This is a genomic window from Chroococcidiopsis sp. CCALA 051, assembly GCF_003015105.1.
In the GTDB taxonomy this organism is placed as follows: Bacteria; Cyanobacteriota; Cyanobacteriia; order Cyanobacteriales; family Chroococcidiopsidaceae; genus Chroococcidiopsis; species Chroococcidiopsis thermalis.
Map to the genome: position 1 here is coordinate 1 of NZ_PYCI01000052.1, position 13,885 is coordinate 13,885.

The 13,885-nt window shown below is 43.7% G+C and carries 20 protein-coding genes; 19 read left to right on the forward strand and 1 reads right to left on the reverse strand.

What is annotated here, in order from left to right; all coding sequences use genetic code 11:
- The first annotated feature begins 284 nt into the window (after positions 1-284).
- The 19 genes from C7Y66_RS14430 (at position 285) to C7Y66_RS14520 (ending at position 12,414) form a co-directional block, all read left to right on the forward strand.
- The gene (locus tag C7Y66_RS14430; protein ID WP_106546117.1) at positions 285-686 is read left to right on the forward strand and encodes a hypothetical protein; all 402 of its coding nucleotides are present in this window, start codon (positions 285-287) and stop codon (positions 684-686) included.
- Between the two features lie 59 nt (positions 687-745).
- Positions 746-1,066: an endonuclease gene (locus C7Y66_RS14435; protein WP_106546118.1), complete on the forward strand. Its 321-nt coding sequence runs from the start codon at positions 746-748 to the stop codon at positions 1,064-1,066.
- Entirely contained in the window at positions 1,050-1,937 is an 888-nt protein-coding gene (locus tag C7Y66_RS14440) for a bifunctional DNA primase/polymerase (RefSeq protein ID WP_106546119.1), read from the forward strand. The genes C7Y66_RS14435 and C7Y66_RS14440 overlap by 17 nt, the downstream gene beginning before the upstream one ends.
- 231 nt (positions 1,938-2,168) lie before the next feature.
- Complete coding sequence (locus C7Y66_RS14445; RefSeq protein ID WP_233222681.1) at positions 2,169-2,747, forward strand: hypothetical protein; 579 nt, start codon at positions 2,169-2,171, stop codon at positions 2,745-2,747.
- 100 nt (positions 2,748-2,847) lie between these two features.
- Positions 2,848-3,243 (forward strand): hypothetical protein, encoded by a 396-nt coding sequence (locus C7Y66_RS14450; protein WP_106546121.1) that lies wholly within the window; start codon positions 2,848-2,850, stop codon positions 3,241-3,243.
- A gap of 235 nt (positions 3,244-3,478) precedes the next feature.
- Entirely contained in the window at positions 3,479-3,859 is a 381-nt protein-coding gene (locus tag C7Y66_RS14455) for a single-stranded DNA-binding protein (RefSeq protein ID WP_106546122.1), read from the forward strand.
- Entirely contained in the window at positions 3,849-5,051 is a 1,203-nt protein-coding gene (locus tag C7Y66_RS14460) for a class I SAM-dependent methyltransferase (protein ID WP_146149794.1), read from the forward strand. Before C7Y66_RS14455 ends, C7Y66_RS14460 begins: the two co-directional genes overlap by 11 nt.
- Before the next feature lie 305 nt (positions 5,052-5,356).
- On the forward strand, positions 5,357-5,635 hold the full coding sequence (locus C7Y66_RS14465) for a hypothetical protein (RefSeq protein WP_106546124.1): 279 nt from the start codon (positions 5,357-5,359) through the stop codon (positions 5,633-5,635).
- 76 nt (positions 5,636-5,711) lie between these two features.
- The gene (locus C7Y66_RS14470; protein ID WP_106546125.1) at positions 5,712-5,951 is read left to right on the forward strand and encodes a hypothetical protein; all 240 of its coding nucleotides are present in this window, start codon (positions 5,712-5,714) and stop codon (positions 5,949-5,951) included.
- Between the two features lie 113 nt (positions 5,952-6,064).
- The gene (locus tag C7Y66_RS14475; RefSeq protein WP_106546126.1) at positions 6,065-6,259 is read left to right on the forward strand and encodes a hypothetical protein; all 195 of its coding nucleotides are present in this window, start codon (positions 6,065-6,067) and stop codon (positions 6,257-6,259) included.
- A gap of 64 nt (positions 6,260-6,323) precedes the next feature.
- Complete coding sequence (locus C7Y66_RS14480; protein ID WP_106546127.1) at positions 6,324-6,899, forward strand: siphovirus Gp157 family protein; 576 nt, start codon at positions 6,324-6,326, stop codon at positions 6,897-6,899.
- Positions 6,900-6,903: 4 nt separating this feature from the next.
- Positions 6,904-7,239, forward strand: coding sequence for a hypothetical protein (locus tag C7Y66_RS14485; protein WP_106546128.1), 336 nt, complete (start codon positions 6,904-6,906; stop codon positions 7,237-7,239).
- A 343-nt stretch (positions 7,240-7,582) separates the two neighbouring features.
- Positions 7,583-7,822, forward strand: coding sequence for an MmgE/PrpD family protein (locus C7Y66_RS14490; RefSeq protein WP_106546162.1), 240 nt, complete (start codon positions 7,583-7,585; stop codon positions 7,820-7,822).
- Positions 7,816-8,409, forward strand: a complete 594-nt coding sequence (locus C7Y66_RS14495; RefSeq protein WP_106546129.1) for an AAA family ATPase — start codon at positions 7,816-7,818, stop codon at positions 8,407-8,409. Before C7Y66_RS14490 ends, C7Y66_RS14495 begins: the two co-directional genes overlap by 7 nt.
- A 478-nt stretch (positions 8,410-8,887) precedes the next feature.
- A complete protein-coding gene (locus C7Y66_RS14500) occupies positions 8,888-9,124 on the forward strand; it encodes a hypothetical protein (protein ID WP_106546130.1) in 237 nt (78 codons plus the stop codon).
- Positions 9,117-9,644, forward strand: a complete 528-nt coding sequence (locus C7Y66_RS14505) for an HD domain-containing protein (RefSeq protein WP_106546131.1) — start codon at positions 9,117-9,119, stop codon at positions 9,642-9,644. The genes C7Y66_RS14500 and C7Y66_RS14505 overlap by 8 nt, the downstream gene beginning before the upstream one ends.
- A gap of 137 nt (positions 9,645-9,781) precedes the next feature.
- Positions 9,782-10,438 (forward strand): hypothetical protein, encoded by a 657-nt coding sequence (locus C7Y66_RS14510; protein WP_106546132.1) that lies wholly within the window; start codon positions 9,782-9,784, stop codon positions 10,436-10,438.
- 89 nt (positions 10,439-10,527) lie between these two features.
- On the forward strand, positions 10,528-11,475 hold the full coding sequence (locus tag C7Y66_RS31850; RefSeq protein WP_199197434.1) for a hypothetical protein: 948 nt from the start codon (positions 10,528-10,530) through the stop codon (positions 11,473-11,475).
- A 90-nt stretch (positions 11,476-11,565) separates the two neighbouring features.
- Positions 11,566-12,414 (forward strand): DUF5895 domain-containing protein, encoded by an 849-nt coding sequence (locus C7Y66_RS14520; protein WP_106546133.1) that lies wholly within the window; start codon positions 11,566-11,568, stop codon positions 12,412-12,414.
- 266 nt (positions 12,415-12,680) lie between these two features.
- Here C7Y66_RS14520 and C7Y66_RS14525 read toward each other — a convergent pair whose 3' ends face one another.
- Positions 12,681-13,865, reverse strand: coding sequence for an RNA-guided endonuclease TnpB family protein (locus tag C7Y66_RS14525; RefSeq protein ID WP_106546134.1), 1,185 nt, complete (start codon positions 13,863-13,865; stop codon positions 12,681-12,683).
- Between the last annotated feature and the right edge of the window lie 20 nt (positions 13,866-13,885).

Consider the following 13,885-nt stretch of genomic DNA (forward strand, 5'->3'; position numbering starts at 1 on the left):
ATTTAATAATACACTCTATGAATTTATCTTATTTATCCTTAAATTGAAACAATATTTTAGCACTTTTTAACTTTCAAATAAAGATTTGAATAACTGGAGTTCAACTCTAATCAACTGAATCATACTCTTTAAAATCTCACTCCGAACTGCAAAGTTAGGTTCGACATTTAACATATCCTAACAAGGTTTTTTATCACTATCATTATGTCTTGCAAAAATGTCAAGACTTGCTTTTGGCTAACGCCAACAAGGAGTGATATAAACTATAGATTTGGGGCAATTCAATGGTTAGAACTAAGGATAATTCTCTAGAAAATAAAACTAAAATTGCTACGGAAAAGCTAATTATGGCTGCGCGTAAATTGGTGCAATCGGCTACTCCAACAGAAGCCTTAGAAATCTGGAAATTTGTCAAAACTCAGCAATTAAAGCGCATTCCTGGGCTGACTGCCGAGCAGATACAAACTTTGATAGAAACACAAGCTAAAGAAATGGGCGCGGAGTACATTTTGACAGAGTTATCCTCTACCAAGCATCAGGGTAAAGAAACCGATCCACCTGCTTTCGCAGATGAGATGATGCCTACAGTCGCTGCTGTAAATATGTCAAGCAATGAGAGCGTGACGAATACCAGCGAAAACGGAGCAAAACCAAAGACAGGTATTGCTAGCAGCAAGTCTAGATAAGCCATAAAACTACCTGCTTACGCAGATGTGGCAAGCGATCGGCTCAATTCTCGCTTGCCATGACAGTTTATCTACTGCATTTCAAAAAGCCAATTAACCCATCCCGCCCCCCACAGCACTACTTAGGTTGGACAACAGACTTAGACGAACGCATCCGCGCTCACAGGCGAGGCAAGGGATCGCGCTTCTGCCAAGTGGCATTCGAGCGGGGCATTAGCTTTAGTGTTGCAGAAGTCTGGAAAGGCGATCGTTCCCTAGAACGAAAGTTAAAACAGCAAAAAAATAGTCGGCGCTTTTGTCCGATTTGCTGCAAATCGCGTTCGCTATTACGCAGTCAACTTGCTGGCTTTTCAGGGGAGAATCATGCGATCGCTCATTAAACAGCTCTGGTCGCTCCCTCCCGACTGGAAATTAGTTCCTGTTCGCGGTAAGCAACCCATCGGTAAGGGGTGGAACAAGCACCCTTACTCTCCGGCACAACTTATTGAGTGGATAGAAACTGGACACACCTGCACGGGCTTCGGACTGCTGACTGGCACACCTATCGGTCAGGACGATTGCATTCTAGCAGTTGACCAAGACGGTGATGCAGCTGGTACTGCATTAGCAGCTCTTGCACGAGGTAAACCGCTGCCTCAGACAGTTACTTTGACATCTGGCAGACCAGGGCGCTGTCAGTATCTACTCAGAGTGCCAATAACTATCGCAGCATCAATCGAGTCTCGCAAACTAAATGTGGGGCTAGAATTACGTTGGACTAGCATGATATCGGTACTACCACCTTCAATTCATCCCTTAACGAAGCTGCCCTATCAGTGGCTACCAGGTCATTCCCCTCACGAGAGCGCGATCGCCATAGCTCCAGATTGGTTAGTTGGGCTGATGGCGAGACGGCAATCGCACTCGTCATCTAACCAGCGTTCGCGCTCGATAGCTTCTAAGCATTGTCATCAAGGAAACGAATCGCGCTTTTCCATGTGTCCTTCCCAGCTTAATCGAGTTGCTGCTCTGCTGTCACGGCTTCATCCCAGTCGTGCCGATGATTACCACGAGTGGATACGAGTAGGAATGGCACTGTACTCTCATTCGCCAGCACTACTACCCCTGTGGGATGATTGGAGCAGGCGATCGAGTAAATACAAACCAGGAGAGTGCGCCTCTAAATGGGCTACATTCAACCCAACTAAAATTAGTATCAACACCTTATACTATCTAGCCAACAAAGATTCTTCTCAAACGCCAGCAGCATAAGCTCGATAATATCTCTGCTAAAAGCAGAGAATTTTTATTAGAAACCATTTCAGTCTCTAAATAATTTCAATTTTCACCTTTTTAGAAAAAGTCTAAACTCCTTAGTTTTTAAAAAGCTGCATTACAGTAGCACTATACGCTATAAATTGCCGACAACTAAATTTTTCAAATAGTTTCTACTTTGAACACCTACTAACGTAGCCTAATTAGTGACATTCATCGATATGTTTCATGTTCAAAATTATAAAGAAAGTTAGTGACTCAACTGAATCAGAACTTACTCAACACTGCACGGATTTGATTCCACAAATGACTCCAGATGTTAGTAACTACGCCAAAGGCAGATATAGGCTTTGGTTGTTTCATGAAGCATTGCTTACTAAAAAGCGAGTCATCCCAGCTTACTTTGACGGAAGGTTATGGCAATTCTGTCAGCGAATTTACCCTGGCAGCAACATCGCCTTACTCACGTTTGGTGGTGAAGCACATGGCATTAAAAGTAATGGCAAAATCTTGCCACATCGAGATGACACTTATGCTCAAGAACTAGCATATGGTGTCAACTTCGGTGCAAGTGCAACATTTGGATACAATACCGACCGTAGAGGTAATAACTTTACTGCTACTACCGTTGAATACTATCATCTAGAGCCAGGACTGATCTATCAGTTCAACTGCAAGCATCAGCACGCAGTTGTAGGACACGAACCTGGTAGATTTAGTCTAAATATTTGGACTATTCGCAACAATTTAGACAAATATCCAGGCTTTACACTCGCACCAAATATTGCGGCTTTGTTGCCAAAATAGATTTATTTATATCTTTCACTTCACAAAGAAGTGAATTTTTTTACCGATAAATTAAGAGCTGCTAACGCAATGATAATAGTGAAGTTTATCTCTTATTATTATGGCTACTCGCAAAACATCTGCTCCTACAATTATGCCGATTGACGATGCAGCACTGGAAGAATACGCTACTAGTGACTATAATGAAAAGCTTTACTCCTTGGTGTACTATACACTGCGAGAATTGCAGGGATTAGCAGCTAAGAAATCAGTGGGGGATTCCTTCTCCTGGAACGAACTCAAAGCTCGTTTTACTGAAGTATTTGGCACTGTTGAATCAAGGCGCTATTCACTAGAACAGCTTCTAGAGTACGCACAACGCAAATTCGGTAAATCTCTGGAGGATTTGCAAGAAATCAACGAGCGGTCTTGGGCAAGACGCAAGGCTTTTAATGCTCAATCCAACGTGCAACAAGTAGCAAATTCCTCCACGCCAGCAACGGTCGATCGCCCTTAGAATTTAGCCTTGAATAGCGTCCTACTCCCCTTCACGGAAAGGACGCTAATTTTCTCATTCTTTTACCAAATCAGATGAGAGAAAAATTTAAGAATTTGCTTAACTTTATTTTCTGTACAAGCCTCTGACGAGGCGAAAACACCAAGAAAAGTGTTGAACTATTATTCTGCATTTTCTCACAATTCCCAACCGCTGACGCGGCGAAACCATTGAAACTGAATTGGAGCCATAACTTATGATTAATCAAGTTTCTATTCTCGGCAACCTCGCTACTGCTCCTCGCCAAGAAGTATTGCCTTCTGGCACTGTTAAGGTTAGTTTCTTGCTAGCTTACAACAGCTACTATACTGACCGCAGCGGACAGCAACAGGAGAAAGCCGAATTCTTTTGGGTAGAAACCTTCGGTCGCAGTGCTGTCAATGCTGGCAAATTCTTAGTGCAGGGACAGCAGGTAGCAGTTGCAGGACAACTATCTGGTGGAAACATTCGTTTAGAGAATGGTTCTTACCGCAACTGCACTGCAATTCGAGCAGAACAGATTGAGTATTTGAGTAAGCCTCAATCGCGCACTGCCGATCCTGACGTTGAACCTGCTGTTGCTAACGTTGAATTCTAATCCGATCGGCGGGATTTTCTGGCTTACTTTGTCAGAGAAAATCCCGCTGATTTATTTTTATAAATATTCGCCTCACGGCGTTAGAAAGAGGCAATTTATTCTCGCTCTAACGCTCATGCAGCAATTAGAAATTTGGGACTTAACTTGTACTGAAGCCGACAGTCCCCTACTCTTTCCTAACCCGCGCAAGGCTCAAAAACTTCGCTCTTTAGCCGATGCAATGAACGATGCGATCGCTGCGAAGAAAAATCCACCCATCGCCCAACTTAACCCTACCCATCGCCGCGCTGGGATTGCCAATTCCATGTATCAAGAGGGAGTGAGGTTAGAGCGAATTCAGTCGTGGCTTTACGCTATGGCAGACCGTGCCGAACTTGGAGATTTGCCCCGCATTCTGGATGGAATCAATGCTAAAACCCAACTGGAAGTCCTAGCAGCTATGAGCAATGACAGTTGGAGCAACCAGGACATAGAAGGCGTATTCTCTTCAACCGAGCGGTACGCCCAGTGGGTGAAAAAGCTAAAGAGCGCGGGCATTCATACGCCAAAACAATGCCTGAGAGCGATCGCCGCACTCAAAGAGCTATGCGATTTTAGCACTTGCAGCCCTGAAGAAACAGCAGCCCAAGAGATCGCCCAACTCAAACGAGAGGCAGTGTGGCAAGGGATACCCGATTACTTTCCTACACCCAGGCATTTAATCGAACAAATGCTTTCGCTTGCCGCACTCGAACCGAAAATGCGAGTGTTGGAGCCTTCTGCTGGCTCTGGGTCGATCTGCGAATATCTTAGGGCAGCGGACATTGAGCCTGATTGCTTCGAGGTATCGCCCACCCTACGCTCTCTTTTGAAACGCCAAGGATTCAACTCGATCGGTGACGACTTCATGCAAGCAACTCCACAACCGATCTATCACCGCGTCATCATGAATCCACCATTCAGTCTCGGTAACGACATTTACCACATCCAGCAGGCGTTCAAATGGTTAATTCCTGGCGGCAGGCTAGTAGGCATTACTAGTTGCTGCTACACCTACGGCACTAGACAGAAATATCAACAATTTCGCCGTTGGCTGCGCCATCTCCAAGCAACAGAGTTTGATAATCCCCCTGGCTCTTTCCTCCAGAGCGAGCGCCGGACAAATGTAAATACGCGGATGCTCGTCATTGATAAACCAGAAGAGGACGCTTAAAAACATTTAGCAGTTTTTGCAAGTTCGCGCTAGTTTTCCACTCCCGAAACTAGCGCCTAACGGCGAAGCTAGTTAAAACAAGTTCTTTTGTGAGGCGAGTAAAGTCTTAGAACGCAGCATTTGTGCGTAAGTCGTGTTGTTGTGCCTATCGCTTGGAAGCAATTCCCAATACGCTAACCCAAAGGCTACGGGTTAGGAAGGACTAAAAAACGATCTCTGAAAAAATTGTCGAAGGTTAAAGACAGCCATCTGACAATCTTTCATTAATCCTAACAAGTATAAAAGTGAATCTATGGAGATAAAAAATGACTGATATCAACTTTAACAATCGAACAAATTGTTGGGATGCCCTTGTAGGTGAGGAAATAATTGGAATAGAAACTCAAAGTTTTCCTACCTACGAGGAAGCTTCCGCATGGATTGTTAGTCGCTGTGAAACCTATCCGTGGCAGACTTGTGGCTTAGCATACGACAAGCGGATGAATATTTGGGATGCCTGGGCAGATGCGGACGCTTGGTCATTCCCATCCCTGCAAGAAGCGAACGACTGGATAAACTCGCGAACAAACTTGCCCTCCTACTAAGAAAAGCAAACATAACAGACAGTTTTCTCCCCTCCTACACCTGCTAGGAGGGCGTTATTTTTACAGGTAATTAGCTATGAAACAACCCCAAAAACAAAAAGCACAATTCGTAATGATACCAATTCCAAAAGAACAACTTTCTAATTTTATTGGTAAGCAAATACATCTAGCGTGGGCTAATCGAGGATGTACTTGGAAACTTCTACAAATTGATGGCGATCGCATCTATTTAGAAACACCAAAGACAAAGAAACCACTGGTAGCGAAAGCCAGCGATGCTATGTACACTCGTCGGCACGAAAGGTATTCCAGATGATGGATAGTAACATACTCTCTGCATTGCTGGTTTGAAAAAATCTGCTGCTTCGATTGAGTTAACTGATGCAGCGCTGACGCGCCCTTTTGCGGTGATGAATTGCCTTCACCTTTATGGATGACTTACTCACCGATCCACTCGTCATTACCGCTCTCAACGATTGGTACGATTGGCAACAGCAGCAATGGCTCAAAGCAATTGCAATACCAGAATCCCCTGAAGCTCTAGCTCTAGCCCAAGCTGAAGCAGATTGGGAATCAAAACGCGAGTACTACCATCACGCCTACCTTAATACCGAACGCTATTGATAACACCATCTACCCCGTCAATTAACTTGCAGATGGGGTAGAGATTTATGGAACAGAACATCAGATGAGCCAAATTACTGAGATTAATCGTGCTAGCCTTGCTCAGCTGTCAGTTGCGGCTGCCGAACTTTGGGAAGTCATTGACAACTGCGACTCGGAAATTGAATTGACCGAGTTGCTCGAACGACAATTAGACGTGCAGAATGCTACAGAATCTAAGGTAGATGCGATCGCCTACGTTGCCGATCAACTTCAAGTCGATTTAAAGACTTGGGAAGCACGTCTTGCCAGTATCGTAGCACTGCATACCCCAATTATCGAGCGTCGTCGCCGTCAGCTAGAGCAACTCAAGAGCTATCTGCTCCGACTGCACGAGCTAGGATTGCTACCCGAACGAGTAGCGGGCAAAGAGCGAAGAATTGACTTCCAAAACAACCCACCTAGCATAGTGCTAAAAGTTGACCCCAGCCATCAGGAATTTCCCGAAAAGTTCAAACAGAGCGAGTATTCTGCCCGTTCCAAGGATATTCTGGCAGCTTATAAAGCAGGTGAAGATATCAACGATTTTGCCGAAATTGTCACCCGAAAACACGTCCGTTTTCGCTATCAAAAATCAATTCAATCCCAGCACAAGTCATAAAATTATGCAGACCAGAACTTTTACCACTATTGTTTTAGACAATAGCACTCATACATATAGCAACAGGTATGAATCAGAGCCATTTGCTAGTTTAGTATTGAGTAGCACTACCCAAACCGTCTCAATTCAGTTTTCACCACAACACGTTAACGTGTTAGAAAAATTGATTGCTGAGCTAAAAGCCATTGAATCGCAGCAACAGGCAGACAGACTTGCTTTCCTTAATCGAGAACTGAATCAGTTACAGCGTGAAGTGCAAACTGTTACTTTTACCAATGGTAATTGTAGTCTACCTCAAGAGAGTGTGGAATTTCAAAGTAAAGTTAATTTCTTAACCTAACTGGGCTAGCTGTAAACTAGCCCATCTATTCAAAAATCTTTCGTCTTTGGAGAAGATCCTACGCTCGATTACGTTCAATTTTCAGATGAAATTGAGAAAGCAAATGACCACAAATAGATAATATAGCTAAATGTTATCTATGAGTGTTAAGAGTTAGACATGACTTTGAAACAAATAAATCTATAAGTTCTAAATACTTTAATCAGAACAATTGAATTTAGACTTTAATAAAATATTAATTTGCCTGCGTCTAGGTAAATTAGATTATCATAAGATAAAAGTAAAGAAGTAGGAACTATTAACTATGGAAACCAAAGACAGCTCCCCACCAGGAGAAAATAAAATGTCCACTAAAATAGCAGATGGAACGAGTGAATTTTCTCAGTGGGTCAAGGAGACGGCACGACTAGCACAAGAAGAAGTCAAGAAGGAAATTGCCCTCCATAAAGCAGCAGGCAATCCAATCTTTTATTCAAGAAACGGCAAACTTGTGATGGAATTAGCAGATGGTCGTTGCTATGAATATCGACGGCAAGAAGATGGAACGCGAGAAATCATCCAAGAACTACCCCCTAGATGCTAGAGCTAAAACCTACCTTGACCATAGTTGCCGGACCTAACGGTTCGGGCAAGAGTACTTATACTCGTGCTATTCGCGAATCTTTGGGGGTTCCAGTCATTGACCCAGACTGGGAAGCGCGATTGGTTCGACCTGATGCCCCCCAAGCAGCAGCCGTAGAAGGCGGCAAGCAAGCCATCAAACGCGCTCGTGCTTATCTGGTAAATAACCAGAGTTTTGCAGCAGAAACCACACTAGCTGGTAAGACATACCTGCGGATGATGGCAGAGGCGAAACAAAATGGATGGCTCATCAACTTGATCTATGTCGGTGTTGCTAGCGTCGAAACTAGTATAGACCGCGTAGCCCAAAGAGTTGCACAAGGCGGACACAACGTACCGGAAGAAGACATCCGCCGAAGATATACACGCAGTCTCGCTAACTTGCCAATAGCGATCGAGCTAGCAGACCGTGCTACCATCCTCGATAATTCCACAGCAGCAGGGCATCAACCAATAGCGATTGTCGAAAATGGAAGAGTTGTCGAACAAGTCCGCGAACTACCTGAATGGATCAAAACTTTATTGCCAGAATTTATCGAAGAAAATTAGAGCCAATCGCGCGATCGCAGAAAGCATCGATCTCATGGTGCATCTTTAGAAGAAGTAGAGCGAGCAGGGAGGCTAATTCAAAAGTAGGATGAGCCAAAAGATTGAAACTGTTGAAGATGCGATCGCACTGCTGAAATCATTATCAGCCCAACTCGTGTAGCACCATCGTTTAGTAGTTGAAATGGTCGTTGCTATGAGTATCGACGGCAAGAAGACGGAACAGAAGAAATTATCCAAGAATTACCTCCTAGATGCTAGGGCTAAAACCAACCTTAACTACATAATGGAGAAGAAAAGATTGTTTTTGTTCTATTCTAGAAAAAATTAAAAATATTTTGTATGGTCAAGATAATATTCAAAGGAGGGTAACTCTAAACAGCATTAGCAATAAATTGCCGTTTGGTAGTAAGAATGACAAAATAAGTTCGCGCACTATTGCAGTACTGTAGTTATGAAGAATGACAGGAATTATAATAGTATGGCGGTTGAAAAAACAAACGATCCTAAGATTGAAGTTCCAGAAGAATTGCCTTTTCTTAAAGCTATATGCTGGCAAATTCGGGATGTGAAACGTCTAGATTTTAAAGAAATGCTAGGATCGTATGAAGATGGCTGGCACTATTTAGGCGTACTAGGAGAGCCAAGCTCGGAAGAACTACAGTTCATCAAACAACTAATTCAGCAATATGATTCATGGCTAGCAAGTGATGTTTGAAACTGTTGAAGATGCAATCGCACTGCTGGAATCATTGTCTGCACCAGCCCAACTCGTGCAGCACCATCGTTTAGTAGCTGAAGCAGCTTTGGAGTTAGTAAAACAACTGCACCATCTATTTCCCGAATTCGCATTTAATCGTCAGCTTGTGCTGGTAGGAGCAGCTTTGCATGACGTAGGAAAAATTCAACATAAAAACGAAATTAGTGGTTCGGGAAACCATCACGAGCGCGATGGAGAAAAACTGCTACTCTCCCTCGATCTACTGCCAGAAATTGCTAGATTTTGTCGCACTCATGCCCAATGGCACTCTATAGATGCCACAACTGAGGATTGGTTAGTAGCCCTAGCTGATACCTTGTGGAAGGGATGTAGGAAACAGGAGTTAGAAGCAAAGATTATCGACGCGATCGCCAAACAAACAGGTAAGGATTTTTGGGATGTTTTTATTGCTGCTGACTCTTTATTTGAAGCGATTGCCGATTGCGGTCAAGAGCGGTTGAGTCGCTCTCTTCTTTGAGAAACTTAATTGAAATCAGTCAGCAGAAACCTGGACTGGCAAAATCTTCAGTTAGCTATAAACTATGCTAAAGAAAATGTCCTTATATAATCCACTCAGATTTCCAGTACCTATTCTTAAATTGAGAGAAAGTTCTGATGAACCAAAATTTAAGTTATGATGCTGCTGCTTGGCGCAAGCAATTCATTGCTCTAGTCATGAAAAGAATTAAACCAGGTAGTGGTAGTAGCCTGGAGTTTCTAAAGTCGAGAACGTGGAACAATCCCGTGACAGATATTAAGAGCTACTTGGCGCTAACTCCATTTGTCATCATTGGTGGAGTAGCCACGCGACTGTATATGGTAGAGCGAAGTACTTCAGACTTAGACATTCTTGTATTAAAGGAAAACGCAACTCGTGCGGAACGAGAATTGAAGGCTGCTGGTGCTAAATTCTCAGGAAGCTTAAATTTTGGCGGGACTAGCTGGCAACTACCGGACGGCAGTTCTTTGGATGTCATCGAATCGGGAGAACCTTGGGCTAAAGATGCAATTCAAAATCCAAACTACAGCCCAAATGGTCTGCCCGTCATTTCATTACCATATCTCGTTATTACTAAACTACAAGCCAGTCGCAGTCAAGACCTTGCAGATATTAGCCGAATGCTAGGGGGAGCGGAGTCAGAAGTTTTACAGCAAGTCAGGAATGCAGTTAAAACTTATGCAAGTGATGCAGTAGAAGATTTAGAGGCTCTAATCGAAGCCGGAAAAATGGAGTATCAAGTTGCAACTGCACTACTTGCAGAGCGAGAATAAAACGAAGATATAAGCTCTATGTCTCAAAATTTAAGCGAGAAAATTTACCACAGAATCTACAGCGACATGAGAAACTTAGGAGAAAGTTTTTGGCAGGGATCGAAGACATTATCAAGCAAACTCCCTTTGTAATTGTAGGCGGAGTGGCAACTCAATATTACGTACCGCAGCGCCAGACGCAAGATATAGACATTCTAGTACTAACCCAGAATGCTTCCCCAATCGAACGGGAACTAGACCGAGCTGGTAGTAGAAAAATTGGCAGTTTAGCTATTGGCGGTAGTGCTTGGCAGCTACCAGATGGAACTTATTTAGATGTAATTGAATCCAACAAACCTTGGGTAAAAGAGGCAATCCAAAAACCCAATCGCAGTCTAGATGGATTACCTATTATTTCCTTACCCTATCTAGTTTTAATGAAACTAGAGGCTAGTCGTTTCCAAGATGCGGAAGATCTCAGCAAAGTTTTGGGAGTAGCAGATGAAAGTACTTTAAAACAGGTTCGAACGGTAGTTAGAACTTATTTGAAAGACGCAATAGAAGATCTAGAAAGCTTTATCCAACTAGCAAAGCTGGAATTTCAGCGTTCGCAACGCTCCAGGCAGGCAAATCTCCTAGCGGATTCTTCTAAACCGATCGATCTCGCCGCTCGGATGCAGGTAGATGCTAAAGATGTGGAGCAACGCTCAGTTCAGTCTTCTCCTAAAAGAGAAGAGTGGGAGAAGGTTATGCTTTCCCAAGCACTCAAAAGCCTACAAGATACCAATATTGTTGATGGGATTCAAACAGCCACGTTTGCCAATGGAAAGTTTAGAGCTATCCTGCACGCCCCTACTGAAACTTTGAGTGTTGTAGATGAAAACCAACATCGCGGCACGCTATACAAAACTCGTAAAGGTGAAGCTGCTACGATCGACGAGTTTACAGCCCAAGAGAAAGAGCGGTTTCTACAACAGCGATCGCAACAAAACAAATCTAATCTTCAACCGCCCACTTCATCTAAACAGAAGCAGCAGCAAATTGAGCCAGGGGAGTAGTAACCGATCAATGCTGCGATCGCATTAGTCCTAACCATACACCCATGCGCTTACGCGCCGCTTGGGGGTGATGTTTTTCTCATGCTCCTCATGGAACTTCAAGATTTCCAAAACCCAGAGTTTACTGGCTCCATCGCTGGAATGCAAATCTGTCAAATCCTCAATGACAAATCTCCGACAACCGTTGGTCTATTTGTCAAGGCTAGTACCCTAGAACTGATCGGTTGGGAAGGAGAGTCGCCCAACTACGAACACACCTTCTCCAGCGGTGCAGTAGAGAAAGGGATACTCTATAAGTCTCCCAAAATACACATTTTAGCTACATCTCCCCGATTTATCGAATTGCGGGAGAGCAAGGAAATAGTCGGAAATTACGAAACTCCAGAGGGGCGCAAGCAATATCTCGAACTTGGTGACAAAGCAACCTTGCGTAGCTTTTACATGATTTACCTATTGGGTAAGCAGAACCAGAATCTACACAAAGTTCCGCTCGTCCTTTCGATTCATGGCGTTGCTGCTGCTAAATTTGGCGAAGCTGTCAACTCATTTAAAGTCAAAATGGAGATCGCTTATGCCCAACGGTTTAACTGCGGCTATCGCAGCCTTAACAAACGATTCCATTGCCTTTGCGCCTTCAATCCTACCTTTAAGCCATCCTTAGAACCACCCAACGGTGCGAAAAAGTCATGGGTAGCGATTCCAGAAACCGTTGCTATGCCATCATCGCCAGAACTAGAGAAGTTTATCTGCTTAGAGAAAAGCCAGGAACTATGGGGGATTGCTGCCTCGGCTAACGGCTTTGCCAACAACATCCTCAAGACAGCAGACGATGAAACTCCTCCACTTATCGCACCTACTCATCGAGTAACTGAAAGCTTGCCACCGCAAACGGTTGAAACAACTGCTTTACCCGTTGATGAGGATGAAATCCCATATTAAGTGCTAGTCACTTTTTACACGCAGAATAGTCTATTGGTAACACACCGATAGACTATTTACTCGCAAGCGAAAAGCCCGCTTGGTAAGCGGCGTGTCCCAAATGGCTTCGGCATTATAGCTGCGTAGTCCGCTGCAACGTGCCATTCACTTCCCAGTTTAGGGTATGGATACGAGCTTAATGCCGCAAATACGTTGGTTAACCATACCCTAAATACTTTACTCAAAAGTAAAACTGCCACCTCGGTTTAGGGTACATATTGCGTAAACTACCCCGCCCATGCTTGAGGCATGGACGAGGCTTTCAATAGCCCTGAGTCATCCCTATCTAGAAGACAGAAAAGACCCGAACCTTCAGGGCGGTTTACTACGCCCCCAAGCCTAGAAATTACAATACTTGCATTATGGTCTGCATCGCACTTCCAACCGCACTTACAAGAAAAAGACTTGCCGTTTCTGTTTCCAATTCGGAGGCAGGAAGCACAAGAAACAGAGGTGTAAGCAGGAGGAACGGTAATCAGTTTGATTCCAAATTTCAAGCACTTGTAAGTCAAAAAGACACGCAATTGATAGAACGCCCAGCTATTAGTTCTGCGTCGTTCATATGCGTTACGCGGCTGTTGATTCAAGTCGTCCCTAATGCCAGTCAAATCTTCTATAGCTACTATCTTTTTGTTATTAGCAGCAGATTTGACAATGCGGTAACTGATTGTATGGTTGAGCCAAGTTTGAAATCTTCTCTCTTTGCCAGACAGCCGTTTCAGCAATTCTCTGCACCTACGGCGAGAACTGCGCGTGCCTTTACTAGCTTTTTGTTGAAGTGTTTTTCTCAAATTGGCATAATGGTCGCGCAACTTGTTTATTGCGTCGGCATCCCAGTTTTCTCCTTCACTGGTATAAGCGATAGATTTTCTACCCAGATCGACACCTAAACACTCCTCCGATTCCGTAACTTCGAGTGGTTTAGGCTTAACTTGAATTTGAATGTAATACTCCCCCGATTGCCGTTTAATCAATGTGGCAGAAGTTGGTGTTTCTCCACTCAACAAGTGCTTCTGGTAATTACCTATCAGCAATGGGAAAGAGTATCTTCCGTTTTTCAATGTCAGTTTAACCGTCCAGCCATGTTCGTTAAAACTAAATATTCGCGCATCGTATCCGGCGCTAGTAGGTTTGAACTTTTTAAGGCGCGCATTTTTAAGTTTCGCTGTTTTGCGATTACTAGAGACTCTAGAAATCGCCTGACAGACCAAGTTAGCTGGCAACTCAAAAGTTTGTTTACAAAAGTGGTAAGTCTCTTTATGGATAGCCAATCTACCTGTAACCTTTGGGTCAACTATAGAGTTGATCCAGTTACAACAATCAGCAAAACCTTGAAGTGTGGCATCAATCTCTTGTGCCAAAACTTCTTCAACCCCAAGCTTGCAACTAACTGTAAGTACTTGTCCTGTCATATTTACAGCTTATTTCATAT